The organism is Lysobacter sp. Root494 (genome assembly GCF_001427225.1).
In the GTDB taxonomy this organism is placed as follows: domain Bacteria; phylum Pseudomonadota; class Gammaproteobacteria; order Xanthomonadales; family Xanthomonadaceae; genus Agrilutibacter.
The window spans coordinates 433881-454078 of the sequence record NZ_LMFH01000001.1; the positions used below are offsets into that span (position 1 = coordinate 433881).

Annotated in this window: 14 protein-coding genes; 10 read left to right on the forward strand and 4 right to left on the reverse strand. The window is 65.9% G+C overall.

All coding sequences use genetic code 11. From position 1 onward, the window contains the following. Nucleotides 1–94: 94 nt before the first annotated feature. Complete coding sequence (locus ASD14_RS01755) at nucleotides 95–2707, reverse strand: DEAD/DEAH box helicase family protein (RefSeq protein WP_056127960.1); 2613 nt, start codon at nucleotides 2705–2707, stop codon at nucleotides 95–97. Then, nucleotides 2704–4446 carry a site-specific DNA-methyltransferase gene (locus ASD14_RS01760; protein WP_082538666.1) on the reverse strand — a complete coding sequence of 581 codons (1743 nt, stop codon included), beginning with the start codon at nucleotides 4444–4446 and terminating at the stop codon, nucleotides 2704–2706. The genes ASD14_RS01755 and ASD14_RS01760 overlap by 4 nt, the downstream gene beginning before the upstream one ends. Nucleotides 4447–4628: 182 nt before the next feature. On the opposite strand from ASD14_RS01760, the gene ASD14_RS16185 reads away from it, so the two are divergent. From ASD14_RS16185 to ASD14_RS01810, 10 genes are all read left to right on the forward strand, one after another. After that, nucleotides 4629–5024: a transcriptional regulator gene (locus tag ASD14_RS16185; RefSeq protein ID WP_056127963.1), complete on the forward strand. Its 396-nt coding sequence runs from the start codon at nucleotides 4629–4631 to the stop codon at nucleotides 5022–5024. Between the two features lie 167 nt (nucleotides 5025–5191). Further along, complete coding sequence (locus ASD14_RS16190) at nucleotides 5192–5467, forward strand: DUF1778 domain-containing protein (RefSeq protein ID WP_162247659.1); 276 nt, start codon at nucleotides 5192–5194, stop codon at nucleotides 5465–5467. A gap of 3 nt (nucleotides 5468–5470) precedes the next feature. Next, entirely contained in the window at nucleotides 5471–5983 is a 513-nt protein-coding gene (locus ASD14_RS01775) for a GNAT family N-acetyltransferase (protein WP_056127968.1), read from the forward strand. Between the two features lie 391 nt (nucleotides 5984–6374). After that, the gene (locus tag ASD14_RS01780; protein ID WP_056127971.1) at nucleotides 6375–7037 is read left to right on the forward strand and encodes a penicillin-binding protein activator LpoB; all 663 of its coding nucleotides are present in this window, start codon (nucleotides 6375–6377) and stop codon (nucleotides 7035–7037) included. Nucleotides 7038–7220: 183 nt separating this feature from the next. Continuing rightward, the gene (locus ASD14_RS01785; protein ID WP_056127973.1) at nucleotides 7221–7709 is read left to right on the forward strand and encodes a hypothetical protein; all 489 of its coding nucleotides are present in this window, start codon (nucleotides 7221–7223) and stop codon (nucleotides 7707–7709) included. A gap of 14 nt (nucleotides 7710–7723) precedes the next feature. Further along, nucleotides 7724–8554, forward strand: coding sequence for a hypothetical protein (locus ASD14_RS01790; RefSeq protein ID WP_056127976.1), 831 nt, complete (start codon nucleotides 7724–7726; stop codon nucleotides 8552–8554). Next, complete coding sequence (locus ASD14_RS01795; protein WP_056127978.1) at nucleotides 8551–9840, forward strand: hypothetical protein; 1290 nt, start codon at nucleotides 8551–8553, stop codon at nucleotides 9838–9840. The genes ASD14_RS01790 and ASD14_RS01795 overlap by 4 nt, the downstream gene beginning before the upstream one ends. Before the next feature lie 2 nt (nucleotides 9841–9842). Continuing rightward, nucleotides 9843–10850, forward strand: a complete 1008-nt coding sequence (locus ASD14_RS01800) for a hypothetical protein (RefSeq protein ID WP_056127981.1) — start codon at nucleotides 9843–9845, stop codon at nucleotides 10848–10850. A gap of 133 nt (nucleotides 10851–10983) precedes the next feature. Then, nucleotides 10984–12729, forward strand: coding sequence for a ShlB/FhaC/HecB family hemolysin secretion/activation protein (locus ASD14_RS01805; RefSeq protein WP_056127984.1), 1746 nt, complete (start codon nucleotides 10984–10986; stop codon nucleotides 12727–12729). 10 nt (nucleotides 12730–12739) lie between these two features. Continuing rightward, nucleotides 12740–18649 (forward strand): YDG domain-containing protein, encoded by a 5910-nt coding sequence (locus ASD14_RS01810; RefSeq protein WP_162247660.1) that lies wholly within the window; start codon nucleotides 12740–12742, stop codon nucleotides 18647–18649. 224 nt (nucleotides 18650–18873) lie between these two features. Here ASD14_RS01810 and ASD14_RS01815 read toward each other — a convergent pair whose 3' ends face one another. Together ASD14_RS01815 and ASD14_RS01820 are read right to left on the reverse strand one after the other, a co-directional pair. Beyond that, the gene (locus tag ASD14_RS01815) at nucleotides 18874–19125 is read right to left on the reverse strand and encodes a hypothetical protein (RefSeq protein ID WP_056127990.1); all 252 of its coding nucleotides are present in this window, start codon (nucleotides 19123–19125) and stop codon (nucleotides 18874–18876) included. Nucleotides 19126–19273: 148 nt separating this feature from the next. Further along, on the reverse strand, nucleotides 19274–20143 hold the full coding sequence (locus ASD14_RS01820; protein WP_056127992.1) for an NmrA/HSCARG family protein: 870 nt from the start codon (nucleotides 20141–20143) through the stop codon (nucleotides 19274–19276). Nucleotides 20144–20198 lie beyond the last annotated feature (55 nt).

Genomic DNA, 20198 nt, shown 5'->3' on the forward strand with positions numbered 1-20198 from the left:
CATAGTGCCGAGCACTGCTCGGCACGCTGTCGCTTCGTCATGTTCCACGGTGCCAAGCGTTGCCCGGCACAATGTGGCGATAGGTCATGTCTTCCTACAACGTCGCCAGAATTGACGCCCAGTCACGCTGCTTGGGCATGACGAAGTGGAATTTTTCTCCGGCACGTCGCGCCCACAGGGCACCGATGTGCCGCTTCTCGGCCTGGTCCTTGTCGTCGTACAAATGAGCGCCCTTGTATTCGATGACCAGGAAGTGGCCGTTTTCCATCCGCACCAGGAAGTCGGGATAGAAGCGATGTTTCGAGGTCGGCAATGAGAACGCGCCGGGCTTGCGCTCCACGTTGCGGATCCAGTCCTTCACGCCCTTCAGTTCGTTGGCGATGAAATTCGCGCACTCGAATTCCTCGCCCTGCGACTTGAGGTTGCCGATCTGTGGGAAGAAGTGCTTCGGCAAACTCACGTAGCCGTTGTACTGCCAATCCCAGGCGTAGCGCCCGGACGAGTAAACGCATTGCAGGCGTTCGTCGGCGCTCAAACGCTCCTCGTCCTGTAGCAGGGAAAGGAAGCGCTGCTTGTGCCCCGTCGCGCGCGCCGAGCCGATGCGTGCGACCAGCACGTCACGCAGGCGCCCCTTGCGGTAGGCCAACTCGTCCATTGCGAAGCCGCGCGTATCCAGCAGGTGACGCAGTGCGCCCGACAGCCATCCCGCGATCTCATCCGGATCGATGTCCGCGCGGATCACGCGCTGTTCCAGCCACCACAGCAGGTCGGCTTCGCTGGCCGACTCGCGCACGCCGAACAGGCCCATCTGCACCTGCAGCCGTTCCAGCGAATCGAGCTTCAACTTGCCGGCATCACTCATTCCCAGGCGCTTGCGCTGCAATTCCTCGAACTGGCGCGGGAAGGCGGTTTCGTCCAGTAGCGAGTCGACGTCAGCCAAGGCCAGCGTGCCTTCCAGATCCGGCGCATCGTCCAGATCGCCCAGCCAGTCGCCCTGCTTCCATGCCAGCAAGGGCAGGGCGAAGCTTTCGCCCTGCTCGGAAGGCGTTTTCTCGAGCGGCCCGGCAGGCGAGAGCAATCGGGCGAAGGCGTTCTCGGCCGCTTGTACCGCAGCCTCGGAGGGCATCGCGGCTTTCAGTGCCTTTTGCTCGGCGGGCGACCACTCTCCGCGCAAGGTCAGGCTGCCGGTTTCCGGTGAAACATCCAGCTTGTTTTCGATGCGCTTGCGCACCGTATCCAGGGCCTGGCTGAAATCAGGCAATTGCACCCGGCCTTGATTGACCGGCAACTCGATGCTGACGCTCTGCTGGCTGCGCAACAGGTCCTCTTCCTTCGGGTCCGGCGTGTGGATCAGGTCCTTGACGTCCTGCCGTTCGAAGCCCGCATGTACCAGGCCATCGCGCAGCGTGTTGGCCACGGCGAGGATGTTGGTGGAGACCGCAAACGCGTAGGCGCGGTTCAATTCGTCGTGCTGCTTACGCCGTACATTCGGCATGCGCAGCACTCGGCCGAGGATCTGTTCCAGTGCAGTTTGTGTGCTGCTTCCACGGAAGCTCAACAATACATAGGCCTCAGGCCAATCCCAGCCTTCGCGCAGCTTGTCGGCGGTGATGACGAAGCGCAGTTTGGCCGGATCGATGCCATCGAGTTCATCCACGCCGGTGGCAGAGCGCGCGATCTGTTCGGCGGGAATGCTGAAGTCGTCCAGCAAGGCCTGCCGGACCTTGTCGACCGTCATCGCATCCGGGTTGCCTTGCTGCTGGCGCTCGGCCTGCAACAGCATGATCGGACGCAGTGCTTCGCCGGTCGTTTGCTTCTCCGCATCCGCCGCTACCTGCAGGCGGTCCAGGCAGGCGATGGCCTCGCGCAGTGCGATGCGCCAGTCGCCATGCGCGGCCATGTCCACCGGCAGCTTGATCATGTCCTCGCCCTGCAGCGTAGACGCCGACACCGAATACAGCACATTGGACGGCTGGTTCAGACGATCCGGCGTGGCGGTCAGTTCCAGCACCGCGCACGGGTCCAGCCGTGCCAGCGTGTCGAAGGCCAGATCGGTACCCTGGTTGTGCGCCTCGTCGATGATCACGAAGGGCCGGCGCAGCTTCAGCGCCTCCACCAGCGACCAGCTTGGCTGCTCGACGCCACGGAAGTGTTCCATCAGCGCGCCGTTCGGCTTGTACACGGCGAGCCGCGTAGTGTCTTCCTGCTTGAACGCCTGCATGGTGGCGACGACTACCGTGTCCTGGCTGTCGAACACAGAAGGCGGCGTCGACAGGGCTTCGTCGATGTCGAGCACGGCGACGTCACCGAGTTCGGCGCGCAATTCGTCATGCAGCAGTTCGCCCGGCGTGCGCAACACGCGCAGGGTCTGCGTGCGGATGGCGTCGCTGGGAACCAGCCATAACGTCAGGCTGGTTCCCGCCGGCAGCAGCCTGCGCTTGAAGCGGGCGATGGCATGGCCGCCGATCAGGGTCTTGCCACCACCCGTGGGGATGCGCAGGCAGACCACGGGCACGTCGGCTTCGGCCAATGCGGTTGGCGCGTGATACGGAATCTTGAGCTTGAAGTGCTGCTGCGTGCATTGCTCGAAGGCGTCGCGGCTGGCGTTGCGCGTGCCGGGCGTGGCTTCATTCGCAGCCTTGTAGGCAAGCAGGAAACCTTCCCAGGCGTCGAGGACCTGGTCCTGATACTTCTTCAGCAGGCTCATGGCTTCACCCGCAGGTCGTAGGGCAGGTGCCTGAAACGGATGCCGAGCTTGCGCAGGCGTTCTTCGCCGATGGCGCAGCGGGCGGCATAGACCACGCGCGGGCCGAGGTGCGGTGGCAGTTGTTCAAGCAGCGGCGTGGTGACGACGTTGCCGCCGTCGATGGAGCGATCCTCGAGGATGCCGTTGTAGAGCAGGTATACGGCGCGGCCTTCGTGCACGCCAAGCAGGGGGCTGCCGATGTCGGCCTTGCGCTTGCTGGCGCGTTGTGGCGGCAGGCCCATGCCGGTTTCCATGAACCAGACGAAGTTGGCCAGTTCGGCGAAGCGCACGTCCTTGTCGATGTGGCCGCGCGGATCGAACAGGGCCTTGCCGAGCCTGCAGAACTGGAAGCCGCCGCCGAGGCCTTCCACGTGTTCGCCTCTTGCGTTTGTGTAGCCGTCAGCGATACGGCGAATTCGTTCTGCGGTGATGGCTTCCGCGATGCTTTGCTTCATCTCAATAGTAATAAAGCGGCGCCGCGAGCCATCAGCAGCGTTTAGCTTCAAGACCGCCGCACCTGTCGTGCCCGAACCGCCAAACGAATCCAGCACGATGTCATCGTTGTTGGTGGTGAAGCTCAGCAGCTCTTCGATCAGCTCGGTGGGCTTCGGGAAGTCGAATGGGCGTTTGTTGCCTGGGAAAATCTGCTTGATTTCGTTGGTGCCGGTACGGCCATCAAGTTCGAACAAGCTTGAAAGCTTGGATCGGTAGTCCCTGATGTAAACCTTCAATTCGATGAGCTTGGTTTCGTCCTCGCCGAAGAGGATTCGTTCTTCGGCAAGCAATCGCGCCATCGTTTCTTCTGGAAAGCGATACCCCATCATCGGTTGTACGCATGGCTTACCAGTGACCGGATGAATTACGTCATAGCGATAGCCTTCCTTGCCCGGGTTATGGACGCTTCTCATCCCAGTGTAGATGCCGCCATCGTCGATGAACTTGTAATCCTGAAATGGCCAAAGTTCATCCTTGTGCTTACGAAACCATTTCGTGTATTCGAGTTGGCGCTTTACGCCATCCGAGTATTCGAGGACAAATTCGTCGCCTATTTCGAGAAGGCGTGATTTCACCGCCAGGTTGGCGGATTTCCACTCTTTCTTGATCTTCCCCTTGTATCGCGCGTAACACAGCACGTATTCGTGCTCGATGGCGATATTCGTTGGGTTGTTATCCGTTGCGTTCTTCCAGATGATGGTCCCGACCCGGTTTGAAATCCCGAAGATTTCATCCAGCAACAGGCGCAGGCTGGCGTATTCGTTTTCGTCGATGGAAACGAAGATGACGCCGTCGTCGCGCAAGAATTGCTTCAATAGCATCAAACGCGGATACATCATGCATAGCCACTTGTCGTGGCGGGAAAGGTCTTCCGTTTCCGAGCCGACTACTTTGTTTAGCCATGCCGAAATTTCAGGGCTGTTGACGTTATCGCTGTAAATCCAGCCCGTACGGCTGCCACTTTCGTCGCGATCGTCCACGCCCGTGTTGTATGGCGGGTCGATGTAGATGCACTTCACTTGCCCCGCGTAGCGCGGCAGCAGTGCCCTTAATGCCAGCAGGTTGTCACCCTGGACGATCAGGTTCCCGGCGCCGTCTCCGTCTGGGTTGCAGGAGAGCCCAGGCACCGGCTCCAGCAGCCGATATGGCACGTCCTTGTGGTGTTTGACCACCGCAGGTTTGCCGATCCAGTCCAGTACGGGCACTTAGCGCAGCCCCATCCGCAGCTGCGCCTGCCGGTGGCCACGGGCAACGAACTTCGGCAGTTGCTCGAGGATGGACTTGGGCATGGACCCGGAGGCGAAACGACAATATGAAAGTAAAACTTTCAATCAAATGAAAGTCAAACTTCCTATTCGCGCTCGACGGGCACCTAACGTCCTGTGCCATGAAGGACGAGAAAGCGGAATTTGCGGCGCGGCTCCGCGCTGCCCTGCACGCCGCGAACATCGAGGCGAGCGCGTCGGTGCTGGAGAAGCGGTTCAACTCACGCTATGGCGGCGCGCCGGTAACCGCGCAGGCGATTTCGCAGTGGCTCAATGGCAAGGTGATCCCGCGGCAGGACAAGATCCGCGTGCTGGCCGCGATCGTCGGGATCGATCCGCATGTCCTGCAGTACGGCGGCGGCAAGTCGAAGGTCGCGGAGGTCCGGACCAGTTGGGCCGACGGCATGAGTGCGCAGGACCGGGCCATGGTCGATGCCTTCCTCGGGTTGCCTCCAAGGCAACGCAACCTGGTGCGCGAAATCGTCGCGGTGCTGGCGGATTCGGCCGGCGACCGGTGAGCAGTGCCGGCGGGATAGGGTTCCGGGCCGGAGGGGAGCGGAACGCCATTCAGCGGGTCCTGAGGGCTGAATGGAGCCAGTCGCCAAGTTGGCGAATTCAACAAAGCAATCTTGCCCAGCTCGTCAACTGTATGCACAATGTGCACACATACCGCCGAGTCCGTGCCATGACTGCTGCCACCCCAAACAGGGTCATCAATTTTCGAGCGCCGGCTGCCAAGCAGGCGCTGATCGACCATGCCGCGCGGGTTTCCGGTAAGAACCGGACGGAGTTCATCCTGGACGCCTCCTGTGAGAAGGCTCGGGAAGTCCTGGCCGACCAGACGCACTTTGCTTTGAGTCGCCAGGCGTTGCAGCGCTTTAACGAGCTGATTGAGGCACCACTGACCAATACCGATGCTTTGCGTCGCTTGTTGAGTACACCAGCACCCTGGGAGCGTTGATCCTTGGCGATCCGTCCTCCTGCGCCGCTTTCTGGCGAGCATAGGCTGGAGGACTTCCAGTGCACCTCCCCCGAGCTGGCGAAGTGGCTGGCGCATCGCGCCCGTAAGAATCACCGCGATGGGGCTTCCAGGTGCTTCGTGGTGTGCGATGACCATCAAAACGTCATCGGCTACTACGCGCTCGCAGCGGGTGCGATTTCGCACGGGATCGCACCTGGCAGCATCAAACGCAACATGCCCGATCCAGTCCCGGTGGCGGTTTTGGGGCGGCTTGCGGTGCATGTGGATTGGATGGGGCAGGGGATCGGACGCGGGTTGCTGAAAGATGCGGTCCAGCGGATCTTGCAGATTGCCGGACAGATGGGCATCCGGGCGCTGCTCTGTCATGCCATCGATGAAGAGGCGAAGGCGTTCTATCTGAAGCATGGATTTATCGAGTCGCCCATCGATCCGATGACGGTCATGCTGAGCCTTGCCCGACTGCAGGAAGCGCTACGCCAACAATCAGATAAGTAGTCCGGCGTACTACCCAAGGCTCCCTCCAATGCGCCGCTTACTGCAGGGCCACTTCCCGATCCGTGGCGAACTCGGTGCACTGGGCAAGGACGACTTCGTCCGCATCCTCACCGAACCGCCACGCAATACGTCGAACTGCTGAAGGCCCGACGGCGTCCCGCTGCAGTTCGACCCCATCGGGCATGACCCGCTCTCACGCCCGCGCTGCCACCAACCGCCGCGGCATTCAAAACCTTTCATAACTTTTCAACGATCGGGAAAAGCATTCCGCAGGCCGCTATGGCCCACTTGACCGGCGCCTAACGGCGGCGAACACCCGGGACTCCAGGCCGTGCCTGCGGGGACTGCGGTTCCATTCGCCGGCGGCGCGTTGAATCTTCAGGGGGAAAACTTGAGCACGAGACATATCAATGCCGGCCTGTGGCTGGCGTGCGGGGCGTTGCTGTTCGCAGCCGGGGCCGGTGAGGCCCGTGACCGCAAGAAGCCGGAGCTGGAAAACCGCAACGGCGTCCAGACCCGCGACCTCGACCCGAGCCAGAAGGGCATCGTCACCGGTGTCGGCATCGAAGCCCACGACATCCAGACCATGACCAACCAGATGGCGCGCGACATGTTCGCCAGCGGCTTCCTCAATGGTCTCGGGAAACCGCCGCGGATCCTCATCGACGAGCAGGAGTTCCGCAACGAAGGCTCGCAGATCATCAACCGGCGCATGATCACCCAGCGCCTCATGACCGAACTCAACCGCGCCTCGCAGGGCCGCATGACCTTCGTGAGCCAGCGCTACGCCGGCATGGTCGCCAAGCAGCGCGAACTCAAGCGCGACGGGGTCACCGACGTGGGCACCACCGGGCTCACCGGCGGACAGGCCGGCGTCGACTACTTCCTCGGCGGCGCGATCATGACCCTGGACAGCCGCGATCCGCAGAGCGGCGTGATCCAGCGTTACAACCAGATCGCGTTCGAACTTGTCGATGCCGAAACCGGCGGCGTGGTCTGGAGCGGCATGTACGAATTCCAGCGTGCCGCGGCCGACGACGTCATCTACCGCTGACCAGGCATGGCCGGGTCCACGAGCCGGTCATGCCGCAACACCATCCCCCGGCCTTGCCTGCGTGCCCACGCGGGGCGAAGGCACGGTGCATCGCGTCCGCCCGGACGACGACGCACCGATCCGCACCGCGCTGACGCTGCATCCGGCGACCGCGCACGCCAACACACCTCCGAAGGAGTTGCCATGAAATTCGCCGCATCCGCCCTCTGCACCGCCGGCCTCATCGCCCTGTCGCTCGCCGGCTGCTCCACGCCCAACACGCGCCCGCAGGCGCTGCTCAAGTGCGACTACAAGGCGCTGAAGAAGAACGCGCCCGTCGGTGGTCCCGCGCTGACCTCGGTCGCGTACGGCGCGGTCAAGGACATTCCCGCCGACGCCGTGCTGATGAGCGACTCCGTGCTCTTCCACAGCGTGATGGTCCAGCAGCTCAACACCTCGAACACCGCCGGCGGGACCGTGCAGGTCAGCGCGCGCCTGGCCAACTGCACGGGCGAAGGCATGAGCGTGCGCGCGCGCACCGCGTTCCTCGACCAGGGCATGGCCCCGGCCGAACCCGTCTCCGCATGGCGCACGGTGTTCCTGCCCGCGGGCGGCATGGCCGTCTACCAGGAGTCGTCGTTCTCCGCCGGCAAGGCCGCGCACTACTACATCGAACTGGCGCCCAACCTCTGATCCGGGAGCACGCGATGCGTATCGCACTGATGACCTGCGCCGTCGCACTGGCGCTCGCGTTTCCGCACGAAACCGCCGCGCAGATGCGCGCCGGCCAGCCGCCGGTGCTGAAACCCGCGCCGCGCCATACGCCGCAGGCAACCACGCCATGGTCCGCATTGCGCGAACGCCTCGGCGCGCGCAACCGGGTGATGCTGTTCTGGGAATCGCAGCTCGAAGACGGGCTCACCACCGGTTACCGCGAAGTCGAAACCCTGGACCGTCGCGTGCAGGGCAACGCCGCACAGGTCGCGGGCGTCGCCAGCACCTACGACGGCGCGGTCGGCGTTTCCGTCGCCGGCGCCGAAGCCAGCCTGCATCAGCGCAGCGAGAAGTTCACCGAAGGCCAGGGCCCCGCGCGCACCACGCTCTCGGCCGATGCGCGAGCGATGCAGTCGGAATTCATGGCCCAGTTGCGCCAGGGCGGCGTGCGCTTCATCGACCGCACCCTCGCCACGCGCCTGACCGGAATGGACGTCGAAGGCGAACGCCCCAACCTGCACGCGATCGAGACGCAGGCGCTGGTTGGCCACGCCGACTACCTGGCCGAAGTCACCTCGCGCATCGACGCGAGTGCCACGTCCGGCCGCCGCTTCCACGTCGCGCTGCGCGATGTCGCCAGCGGCGAAACGCTGGTCGATTTCGACACGCCCGCCGAACTGGGCGAAGCCGGTCCGCAGCCGTGGGTCGCCGGGGCGAATGGTTTCGAACGCGCCGCGCCACGCGCCGCCACCATGACCGACACCGCGCGCGTGCTCGCCGACGAAACCGGCCGCCACCTGGCCGACGCGCTGGTGCACCGGTGAGCGTGCGCGCGCTGCAGCGCTTCGCCCGCACCACCGCGTTCGCGATTGGCCTGGCCTGCACGGTGCCCGCGTTCGCGCAGGGCGCCGCTGCATCCGCGCCGGTGCCCGCCAGTCTGCAGCCGTACTACGACACGCTGCTGCAGGAAGGCGAGTGGGGCGCGGTGCTCAACCTGCAGCGCCTCGGTCTGGAAGCCATCGACCAGGGCCACCTCGACGTCGCGGCGCGCGCCTTGGATGCCGCCATCACGCGCATCGAACTGATCTACGCCAACTCCGAATCGGCGAAGAAGGCGCGCTCGATGTGGTCGTCGGAAGGCACCAAGGATTTCAAGGGCGAGCCCTACGAACGCGCCATGACCTATTACTACCGCGGCCTGCTGTTCATGGCCGACGGCGATTACGAAAACGCGCGCGCGAGTTTCCGTTCCGCCGAGTACCAGGACACGATCTCCAACGACGAAACCTACGCCGGCGACTTCGGCCTGATGTCGCTGCTGGCCGGCTGGGCCTCGACCTGCGCCGACGACCCCGGCATGGCGAGCGACCTGTACCGGCGCGCCGCCACCCAGCAACCGGAAGGACTCAAGCCCCCGCCGGCGGACCACACCACGCTGCTGCTGGTCGAGTCGGGCATGTCGCCGGTGAAGACCGCGGCCGGTGGTTACGGCGAAGCGCTCAAGCTGCAGCCGGGCGACAACCCCTTCGTCGCTGCCGTAGCCAACGACAGGGAATTGCCGGTGCTCGGCAATCTCGGCTGGCAGGCGAGCACGCTCGGCGGCCGCCAGATCGACGTGATCCTCAATGGCAAGGCGAGCTTCCGCCAAGGCGCCGACACGGTCGGCGGCATCGGCATCGAGGGCGCGTCATACGCCGGGAGCGCTGCCATCGGCGGTGCAATGCTGGTCGTCGGCGTTGCCACGGTGCTGATCAGTTCGGCGGCCAAGGCGCGCGCCGACACCCGCCACTGGGACAACCTGCCCGACCGCATCTACGGCGACTTCCTCAAGCCCGGCGCAGGCGATGCGCTGGCGATCGCGGAGAAGTCCGGTGACGGCGACCGCTACGCGATCCCGAAGCCGGTGCTCGACGCGACGGCGGGTCGCTGCCGCGTGCTGCTGTACCGCACCCGCGAACCCGGCACGCTCCGCGCGCAGGCGGTCAGCAGCCTCACCGATGGCGAGCGCAAGTCGCTGACCAGGCGCAACGAAGCGCGTGACACGCGGTTCCGCAACGAAATGAACGCTCTGTTCCTCGGGAACGGCGAATCCCTGGCTGGAGGCGAATAAGCATGAGTCCGATCCTGAAGAACGCAGGCGCGCTCGCGCTGCTGTGGCTCGCAGCGTTCAACGCGAATGCGCAGGTGCAGAGCGCTGCTGTCGAAGCCGCACCGGCGCAGGCAGCGCAGACCGAAGCGGTAGTCGCCGATCCCGCGGTATGGGGCCCGTACGCGAAGCTGGTCGGCAAGACCTTTGCCGGCGAAGACCTGGCGGGCTGGCCCGGCTACGCCAGCAAGACGCGCAGCATCCAGTGGGAAGTGCCCGGCAAGGTGATGCTGGAAACCGGCGTCCAGGCCAACGGCACCGAGTTGTCGAAGATGCGCATCAGCCCCGGCAAGCGCCCCGGCGAGTTGTACTTCGACGTCGAAAAATCGCCGAACGCCACCGCCCGCATCGTCGATGCCGACACGCTCGAGTTCGACGCGATGCTGGGTTACCGCAGCATCGTCCAGGTGACCGGACCCGATGGTTACGAGATGCGGGTGGAGAAAGGCGGCGAGGTGAAGGGCAGTGCGCGCTACCTCGACATGCAGACGGCGGCTTACAGCGCCCACACCGTGGAACTCGCCGAAAAGGCCGTCGCCGACAAGCACGCCGCCATGCTCGCCCTGCGCGCCGCCGGCGTGCCCGACGAACCGGTGACCGAACTGCCGGCCGACCGCGTCCTCGCCTACCAGGAACCGGTGCGCGGCCCATGGGGCACGTTGCGGATCACCCGCGGCAAGGCGTGGGAAGCCAGCGCGTGCTTCGCCGCCGTCTACATCAACGGCCGCTGGGCCGGACGATTCGAAGACGCCGAAACCGCGACCTTCAAGGTCCCCGCCGGCAAGGTCCAGGTCGGCGTCGGCTCGGATCCGAAGGGCCGCGGCACCTGCCGCGTCGGTGGCGACGCCCAGACCATGCACGACACCGTGCTCGCCAAGGGCGAATCGCTGCACGTGTACTTCGCGTACAACTCGGGAGCGAAGTTCAAGGAAGCACTGCTCGCGCCGGCGGCAACGCAAGCGGGTGCGCCGTGAATCGCGCGCCCGGCCTGCTCACCGCGCTGACTCGTTTATGCCTGCCCGCATGAATCGGCAGGTGACAGTTGTTGCATCCGATGGATTGGGCGACCATCGCGCCGGGCGCTGCGTCGCCCACACAGGGGAACCCATGAATTCGAAGAACAAAGCGGCCATCCGGCCGCTTGCGCATGCGTGCGCCTTGGCCGTTGCCGGCCTGATTGCATCGACACAGGCACTGGCCCAGGTCGATACCACCCAGATCCCCGGCCAGGGCCGCGAGGAAAACGATCCCGCGCTGCGGACCCCGCCGGTGCAGCCGCGCGTGATCGATCCCGCGCAACTCGCCGAGCCGGCGCCATGCCCGTTCGCAGGCAAGGGCACCGTCACTTTGAGCGGCATCGAGGTCACTGGCTCGACGCTGGTTCCGCGCGAGCGCCTCGATGCCAGCGTCGCCGACCTGATCGGCCACAGCGCGGATGCGCAGATCCTGTGCACCGCGCGCGACCGCGTCGCCGCCGTCTACGCGCGGCATGGCGAGGCACTGGCGCGCGTCGAGCTGCCCGAGCAGCGCATCAGCGATGGCGTGCTCACGCTGCGCGTCACTGAAGGACGCATCGCCGATGTGCGGATCGAGAACGCCGAAGCGCTCGGTCCGGCCGCCGGCCTCGCGGGCGATTACCTGGGCAGGACGCGAACCGAGGGCGCGACGCGTTGGCCGGATGTCGAACGCGCCTTCCTGCTCGCGCGTGAAATTCCCGGTGCCGACGTGCGCTTCGCACTGCGCCGCGCCGACGACGGCAGCGACGACGGCCTGCAGGCGATCGCCGCGTTCGGCCCACGGCGCCGCTTCGACCTCGGCGTGAGCGTGCAGAACATGGGCTCGGAAGAACTCGGTCGCACCGGCGTGTCGTTGCGCGCCGACGCCAACAGCTTCACCCGCTTCGGCGAGCGCACCAGCCTGGTGCTGTACTCGAGCCACACCGGCGCGCAGCAGGTCGTGCAGTTGATGGAGGAAGTGCGCCTCGGCGCGAGCGGCTGGCTGCTGCACGGCGATTACGCCTACGGTCGCAGCCAGCCCGAAGGCGCGCTCGAACCGCTCGAACTCGACGGCCGCTCGCGCGTCGCCCGACTCGGCGTGCGCTATCCGCTGCTGAAGTCGCGCGCTGCATCGATCGACGCCGGCATGCGCCTGGAAGGCATCGACCAGCAGAACGACCTCGGCTTCCTGCGAGGGCCCGATGGCGACGCCATCCCGCTGTTCGACGAACGCCTGCGCGTGCTCGCTCTCACTCTCGATGGCCGCTGGCAATCCACAGCGATACCGGGGCTGGCGACGATGGCCGGGATCGAGCTGCGCCAGGGCCTCGATGCACTGGGTGCCAGCGAAGCGGGCGAGCCGCTGCTCTCGCGCAGCGAGGCGCGTCCGGATTTCACCAGCGCCCGGCTCAATCTCGGCACGCGCTTCGCGTTCGCGCCGCAGTCGCGGGTGTCGCCGTACGTGCAGCTGAACGGCGTCGCGCAATGGACGCGCGACGTGCTGCCGGCGTACGAGGAATTCCAGGTCGGCAACTACACCGTCGGCCGCGGCTACGACCCGGGCGCCGCTTCGGGCGATCGCGCGCTGGGCGTGCAGGCCGAATTCGGTTTCGACATCGCGGGCAACGCGCGTCGCTACGGCGTGTTCGCCTTCGCCGACGCGGCACGGGTGTGGAACTACGACAGCCTGGGCTACGACGCCGAGCCGTGGTCGGCCGGCGCCGGCGCGCGCATGCGCTGGAGTTCGGGCCAGCTCAGCCTGGTCTGGGCCTCGCCGCAGTCGGCACCGCTGCCGGGCGCACCGACGCCGGGCGATCGCGTGCTGCTGACCTTCAACCATGCCTTCTCGATCCGCTGAGGACACCGACATGACCGCTTCCCGCAACCGCCGCAGCCCCATGCTGCGCCTGCTGTGCCTCGGCATCGCGCAGTGCCTCTACGCCGCACCCGCGCTCGCGCAGAGCCTGCCCGGCAGCATGACCGCCAACACCAACGTCAGCGCGCCCGTCACCAACGGCACCACGATGACGGTAAACGTGACCGGCCCGCGCGCCTACGCGGAGTGGAACAGCTTCAACGTCGCCGCCGGCAACACCTTCCAGATCACCAACAGCGGCGGTCCCAACAACTACATCTTCGTCAACCGCGTCACGGGCGGCACCGCCTCGGACATCAGCGGACTGGTCCAGGGCAACGGCCACTTCTGGCTACTCAATCCCAACGGCATCTCGGTGGGCAGCACCGGTGTGTTCGACGTCGGCGGCCTGTTGCTGTCGACGGCGACGACGCTCAATGGCGAAACCGAAGCCACCAACGGCGCAGCATTCCTCGCCGGCGCGACCAACACCTTCAGCTTCGGCGGCGCGACCAACAGCATCGTCGTGCAACCCGGGGCGCAGCTGACCGCCGACATCGGCGCGATCGCGCTGCTCGCCAACCAGGTGACCTTCGGCGGCACCGCGAATGCGGGCACTGGCGAGACCGCGATCATCGGCGCGCAGGCCGCGACGGTGACCTTCGACGCGGACCTCAATGCGTTCAGCACCTTGACCATCAACACCGGCAGCAACCAGGGCACGGGCGTCCGCGTCGGTGGCAACAGCCAGTTCACCGCGGCGCGCACCTTCATCAGCGCCGCGGGCATGGCCGATTCACAGGGCAACATCCTGCTGGTCGACGACAACGCGGCCGACAACATCAGCTTCGTCGGCGGCGACCTGGTGCTCTACGCCGGCCCCATAGGCAGCGTCACCGTGTTTGGCTCCGGCTCGGTACAGCCGGGTCCCGGGGCGCAGGCGGGCGCCGCCAAGCTGCTGATCCAGGGCGGCATCAACGCGCCGGGCCGGCTCGACATCGTCTCGTCCGGCGGAGTGGGACAGGGCGGAACCGACCTGAGCATCCGCGCTGCCGGCAACCTGTCGATCCGCAGCGACATCAAGGGCCGCGACGTGGCCCTGGGCGGCAACGCCATCTCGACCTGGAACATCGACGCGCAGGACGACGTCGTCATCCGCGGCATCAACGGCCTCAGTGCGCGCGCGATCCGTTCGGGACAGACCGTCGACGCGCTCGGCCCGGTGGATGTCGTCGGCAGCGCGGACGTGCTCGGCGGCGCCACGTATGCCGGCAACGACGTCGATCTTTCCGCCGGCACCGGCCTGGTGAGCTTCACCGCGCGGCCATCGGTCGCGGGCGACTACTGGATCACCGCCGGCGACTTCATGGGCTCGGAATCGCTCACGCCCGACTTCGGCCTCGGCACCACCAACGCGTTCTCGATTACCGACACCGCGGGTGGCTTCACCATGGGCTTCAGCATCACCAACCCGGGCAACTTCTCCTTCACCACGACGGGTGGCGGCAACCTCACCACCATGGCGGGCGCGAACATCACCTCCACCAATGGCAATGTCACGCTCGCCACCACGGGCGGCGGCTCGCTCTCCCTGGGTGGCAACGTCACCACCGGCGCCGGGCGATCGGTCACGCTGAATTCGAGCCGCTCGCTCAGCCAGAGCGGTGGGGTCATCACCACCGATGCTCTCGTGGCAAGCGCGCTCAACGGCATCGTCCTGAGCAACGCCGCCAACCAGTTCGCCAGCGGCACGTTCACCAACCTCGGCGGCGGCGGCATTACGGCGGTGTCCTCCGTGTCCGACCTGCTGATCGCCAATGCCACCACCGCGAGTGGCGATGTCAGGTTGACCGGCAGCAATATCCTGCGCCTGTCCAACAGCACCGTGTCCACGGGTTCGGGGCTGGTGCAGTTGAACGGCAACGTGCTCGTCGCCGGTAGCAACGTCATTAATGCCGGCGGCAGCAGTGCCTCGTTTACCGGTAGCGTCGATGCCACCAGCTCCGGCCAAGGCGATCTCACCGTTACCTCCGGTACCGGCACCACGTTCCAGGGCGCGGTGGGCGGCACTTCGATGCTCAACACCCTGACGGTCAATGGCATGTCCGTCTTCAACGGCGGCGGCGTGCGCACCGACAGCGGCATCAGCCTCGGCAGTGTCGTCGTCAATGCGAGTGCACCATCGACCTTCGCGCTGGATGCCGGCGCGGGCGCGCTGACGACCGGCTTCATCAGCGCCGACAACGCGGGGCTGGCGGCTACCGGCGCTTCGGTGAACATCGCCGGTATCGGCGCGCCGAATGCCAACGTCACGCTCACCGCCACCAACGGCAACCTCACGCTCGGCAACGGCGATATCGGCGGCAGCGCCAATCTCGCGACGACGGGTGGCGGCGGCAGCGTCACCGTGACCGGCAGCCTGCAGTCGGCCGGCACGATCACGGTGAATTCCGCGAACCACGCACGCATCGCGTCGGCGACATCCAACGGCGGCAACGTATCGGTAACGGCCGCGGGCGAAGTCACCGGCGCCAACGGCAGCGATCGCGCCAACCTGTCCGCCGCAAACGGCGTCACGGTGAATGCCGGCACGCTCGCCCAGCTGGGCAGCGCCAATGCCGGCGGCAACATCGGCGTGGTCGCTGGCAGCGTCGACATCACCAGCGCCACGGCGGGCAACTTGCTGTCGCTCACCGCCAACGCCGGCAATCTCACGCTGGGCAGCGGCAGCGGCTTCAGCAGTGTGTTGAACGCCACCGGCACGCTGAGCGTCACCGGTCCGCTCACCACCGTGGTGTTGACGGGCGGCGCTGGCGGCAGCGCGTCGCTCATCGGCGACAACCACATCAACGGGCTCTCGACCTTCAGCTCGAACGGCCTGGCGCTGCGCAATGCGGGTTCGCTGATCGTGCAGGGCGTCGTGGACGGCGGCAGCGGCGACGTCACGCTCGACGTGGTCGGCGACAACCTGCAGATCACCCCTGCCGGCCAGGTCCGAGGCCAGGACGTGGTGCTCTCCACCACGCATGCGTTCTTCAACCAGTCCGGCGCCGACGCGATCCAGACCGGCGCCGGCGGTCATTGGGTGGTGTATTCGCAGCGGCCCACCGCGGGCTCGTTCGACAATCTCGACAGCGGCAACACCGCGATCTGGAACGGCACGCTGGCGACGGTCGCGCCCGGCAGCGTCAGCGGCAACCGCTACGTGTTCGCCTTCCAGCCGACGCTGACCTTCACCACTACCAGCACCAGCAAGGTTTACGGCACCGATCTCACTTCAACAGGTGGAAATCTCTTCACCGTCTCGGGCCTGCAGGGCGGCGTCGCAGGCGCATTTCTCGGCGACACGGCTGCCACCGCGTACAGCGGCGCGCCGCTGCTCACCTCCGCCGGTTTCGCCGAACGCGCTTCGGTCGCCGGTGGTCCGTATGCGATCGGGATTGCCAACGGCAGCGTTGCCGGGCTCAACGGCTATGCAATCGCGCTCAACGGCGGCGGCCAGATCACGGTCACGCCGAAGGCGATCACCGGTACCGGCACGCCCGACAACAAGACCTATGACGGCAATACCGATGCGACCGGCAACATCGTGCTGAGCGGCGTGGTGACGGGCGACAGCGTCGGTGCGACCGGCAGCTTCGCGTTCGTCGACCCGAATGCGGGCACCGGCAAGCCAGTCGATCTCACGGGCGCCACGCTCACCGGTGCCGACGCAGGCAACTACACGCTGACGATTTCCGGCACGGCACTCGCCGACATCCTGCGCAAGGCGATCACCGGCACCGGCACCTTCGACAACAAGACCTACGACGGCACCACCGATGCGACCGGCGTCATCACGCTCACCGGCGTGATCACCGGCGACGACGTCGGTGCAACCGGCAACTACGATTTCGTGGACAGCAACGCGGGTGCGGGCAAGGTCGTCACCATCTCCGGCGCCACGCTCACCGGTGCCGACGCAGGCAACTACACGTTGGTGATTTCCGGCACCGCACTCGCCGACATCCTGCGCAAGTCGATCACTGGCACCGGCACCTTCGACAACAAGACCTACGACGGCACCACCGATGCGACCGGCGTCATCACGCTCACCGGCTTGATCACCGGCGACGACGTCGGTGCAACCGGCAGCTACGATTTCGTGGACAGCAACGCGGGTGCGGGCAAGGTCGTCACCATCTCCGGCGCCACGCTCACCGGTGCCGACGCGGGCAACTACACGCTGGTGATTTCCGGCACGGCCCTCGCCGACATCCTGCGCAAGTCGATCACCGGCACCGCGAACGTCGACGACAAGACCTACGACGGCACCACCGATGCGACCGGCATCATCACGCTCACCGGCGTGATCACCGGCGACGACGTCGGTGCAACCGGCAGCTTCGATTTCGTGGACGGCAACGCCGGCACCGGCAAGACCGTCACCATCGGCGGTGCATCGCTGACGGGAACCGATGCCGGCAACTACACGCTGGCGATTTCCGGCACGGCGCTCGCCGACATCCTGCGCAAGTCGATCACCGGTACCGGCACCGCCGCAACCAAGACGTACGACGGATCGACGACCACCACGGGCACGATTTCGCTCAGCGGCGTGATCACCGGGGACGACGTCGGCGCGACCGGCAGCTTCAACTTCACCGACCGCAATGCGGGCACCGGCAAGGTGGTCACCATTTCCGGCGCCACCCTCAGCGGCACGGATGCAGGCAACTACACGCTGGCGATTTCCGGCACCGCGCTCGCCGACATCCTGCGCAAGTCGATCACTGGCACCGGCACCGCCGCAACCAAGACGTATGACGGATCGACGACCACCACGGGCACGATTTCGCTCAGCGGCGTGATCACCGGGGACGACGTCGGCGCGACCGGCAGCTTCAACTTCGCCGATCGCAATGCGGGCACCGGCAAGGTGGTCACCATTTCCGGCGCCACTCTCAGCGGCACGGATGCGGGCAACTACACGCTGGCGATTTCCGGTACCGCACTCGCCGACATCCTGCGCAAGTCGATCACCGGCACCGGCACCGCCACCAGCAAGACGTACGACGGATCGACATCCACCACCGGCACGATTGCGCTCAACGGCGTGGTCGCCGGCGACAACGTCGGCGCGACGGGTAGCTTCAACTTCGCCGACCGCAACGCGGGCACCGGCAAGACCGTCACCATCAGCGGCGTATCGCTGACCGGCGCGGATGCAGGCAACTACACGCTGGCGATTTCCGGTACCGCACTCGCCGACATCCTGCGCAAGTCGATCACGGGCACCGGCACCGCCACCAGCAAGACGTACGACGGATCGACATCCACCACCGGCACGATCGCGCTCAACGGTGTCGTTTCCGGCGACAACGTCGGCGCGAACGGCAGCTTCAACTTCGCCGACCGCAACGCGGGCACCGGCAAGACCGTCACCATCAGCGGTGTATCGCTGACCGGCGCGGATGCCGGCAACTACACGGTGACCGTATCCGGCAGCGCGGTCGCGGACATCCTGCGCCGCGCGATCACGGTGACCGCCGACCCGGCATCGAAGCCCGAAGGCGAGGCCGATCCGGCATTCGGTTACCAGGTCACCACCGGCTCGCTGGTCGCAGGCGATTCGCTGGCCGGCGCGTTGACGCGCGCACCCGGCGAAGCACCCGGCGCCTACGCCATCGGGCAGGGCACGCTGAATGCATCGAGCAACTACCAGCTGACCTTCGTCGGATCGACGCTCACCATCACCGAAGTGCCGGTCAATCCGGTGCCGGTGATTGCCGGCCGCGATGATTTCGGCGGACTGGTGGGCTTCCTCGAAGGCATCGGCAATCGACCGGTGGAACCGCTGCAGGTCGCCGACGAGCGCGCGGCATGTGCCGCAGGTTCGAATGGACGCGAAGCGAGTGCGTGCAGGCAGGCGCGGACGCAGTAAGCAACCAGCGCTGCGGTTACCTGGAGGCCCCGCATGCGGGGCCTCCTTTTTGGTCGGTGTGTCCGCGCAAAGTTCGGTCGCGCAAGCGCTGGCGAAGTCATTGCGAAGTCGTTTCTTTCCGTCGCGGATGGACACTGCGTGCGACGCGCGCTGAAGGGACTTCCGCTTCTGTTGTTCGACACGAAAAAAATGCGCGCGTCGAGAAGGATCTTTCAGGCAACCGCTCAGCCATCCCACTCCAGCGGACCGACGCGGGCGCACACATCCATTTCCCACAGCTGTTCGCGCACCTGTTCCTTCAGCGCGTACCCCGTCGGACCACTGAAGGTCTCCAGCCGCCGCCAGACCAGTTCGCCCGGCAGCCCCACCTCGTCCTCGGCGCGCTCCTCATGGAAGATCCCGACGGCATCCATCGCCATCACGCCCGGCGTCTTCGGGGTGAGTCGCACGCTGTAGCGGACCGTGCAGTGGGGCATGCGTGAACTCTGCCGCGAGAGCGCGCACGAAAAAATGATGAACCCGCGGGACTCACCCGAATGGGGGATGCCGTCGGCGGACGAGCCTACGAGCGCCCCATACAGACAAAGCTGCGTTGATGCATTCGCGCAGCGCAGACCCCGCCGCTTATGCCACGAGCGCAAGCTCGGAAGCGAACGCGCGGTAGGAGCGCAGCGGACGACCCAGCAGCGCCGTGAGACGTTCGACATCGCCGCTCTCCGGGCGCATCCCGTCGCTCACGAAGCGCTCGCTCATCAGCCGCATGTCGTACGCCATCCAGGCCGGCATGAAGTTGCGCAGATTCCGTTCGAAGGCCGCGGGATCGTCCCCGCCGTAGGCAATCGATCGGCCCAGGACGTCGGACCAGATGCCGGAAACGTCGGTGCTCGTCAGCGTGTCGGGCCCGACGAGATTGATGACCTCCGTCGGCAGTGGCGTGGCCGACGATTCGCGGCGGATCAACTCGAGCGCGGCGATCTCACCGATGTCGCGCGCGTCGATCATGGCCAGGCCTTTGCTGCCGATCGGCATGGGGTACACGCCGTGCTGGAAGACCACGTCCTTGATCGTGACGTCGTTGTCCATGAAATAGGCCGGACGCAGGATCGTCGCGTTGAAGCCCATCTGTTGCAGCATCCGCTCGACGCCGAACTTGCCCGCGAAATGCGGGACGTTGACGTAGACGTCGCTGTGGATCACCGACAGGTAAACGATCCGCTCTATCCCGGCGTCGCGCGCCACGTTGAGGGCGACCAGCGCCTGGGTGAACTCGTCGGGCACCACGGCGTTCAGCAGGAACAGCGTCGAGACGCCGTCGAAGGCGGTACGCAGTGAGTCGACGTCGAGCAGGTCGCCCTGGACGACCGAGACACCGGTGGGGAAGTTGGCCTTGGCGGGATCACGGACGAGAGCGCGCACGTCGGCGCCGCGCTTGGTCAGCTGTTCGACGACCTGGCGGCCGACATTTCCGGTGGCGCCGGTTACGAGGATGGTCATGGGAGGACTCCGTTGGTTGGGTGGACCGATCATTGGTGATCCATAGGTGGGTCGA

Coding starts and splice junctions, on each gene's coding strand:
- ASD14_RS01755 (WP_056127960.1), bottom strand. CDS start 2,707: ATGAGCCTGCTGAAGAAGTATCAGGACCAGGTCCTCGACGCCTGGGAA.
- ASD14_RS16185 (WP_056127963.1), top strand. CDS start 4,629: ATGAAGGACGAGAAAGCGGAATTTGCGGCGCGGCTCCGCGCTGCCCTG.
- ASD14_RS16190 (WP_162247659.1), top strand. CDS start 5,192: ATGACTGCTGCCACCCCAAACAGGGTCATCAATTTTCGAGCGCCGGCT.
- ASD14_RS01785 (WP_056127973.1), top strand. CDS start 7,221: ATGAAATTCGCCGCATCCGCCCTCTGCACCGCCGGCCTCATCGCCCTG.
- ASD14_RS01790 (WP_056127976.1), top strand. CDS start 7,724: ATGCGTATCGCACTGATGACCTGCGCCGTCGCACTGGCGCTCGCGTTT.
- ASD14_RS01800 (WP_056127981.1), top strand. CDS start 9,843: ATGAGTCCGATCCTGAAGAACGCAGGCGCGCTCGCGCTGCTGTGGCTC.
- ASD14_RS01805 (WP_056127984.1), top strand. CDS start 10,984: ATGAATTCGAAGAACAAAGCGGCCATCCGGCCGCTTGCGCATGCGTGC.
- ASD14_RS01810 (WP_162247660.1), top strand. CDS start 12,740: ATGACCGCTTCCCGCAACCGCCGCAGCCCCATGCTGCGCCTGCTGTGC.
- ASD14_RS01815 (WP_056127990.1), bottom strand. CDS start 19,125: ATGCCCCACTGCACGGTCCGCTACAGCGTGCGACTCACCCCGAAGACG.
- ASD14_RS01820 (WP_056127992.1), bottom strand. CDS start 20,143: ATGACCATCCTCGTAACCGGCGCCACCGGAAATGTCGGCCGCCAGGTC.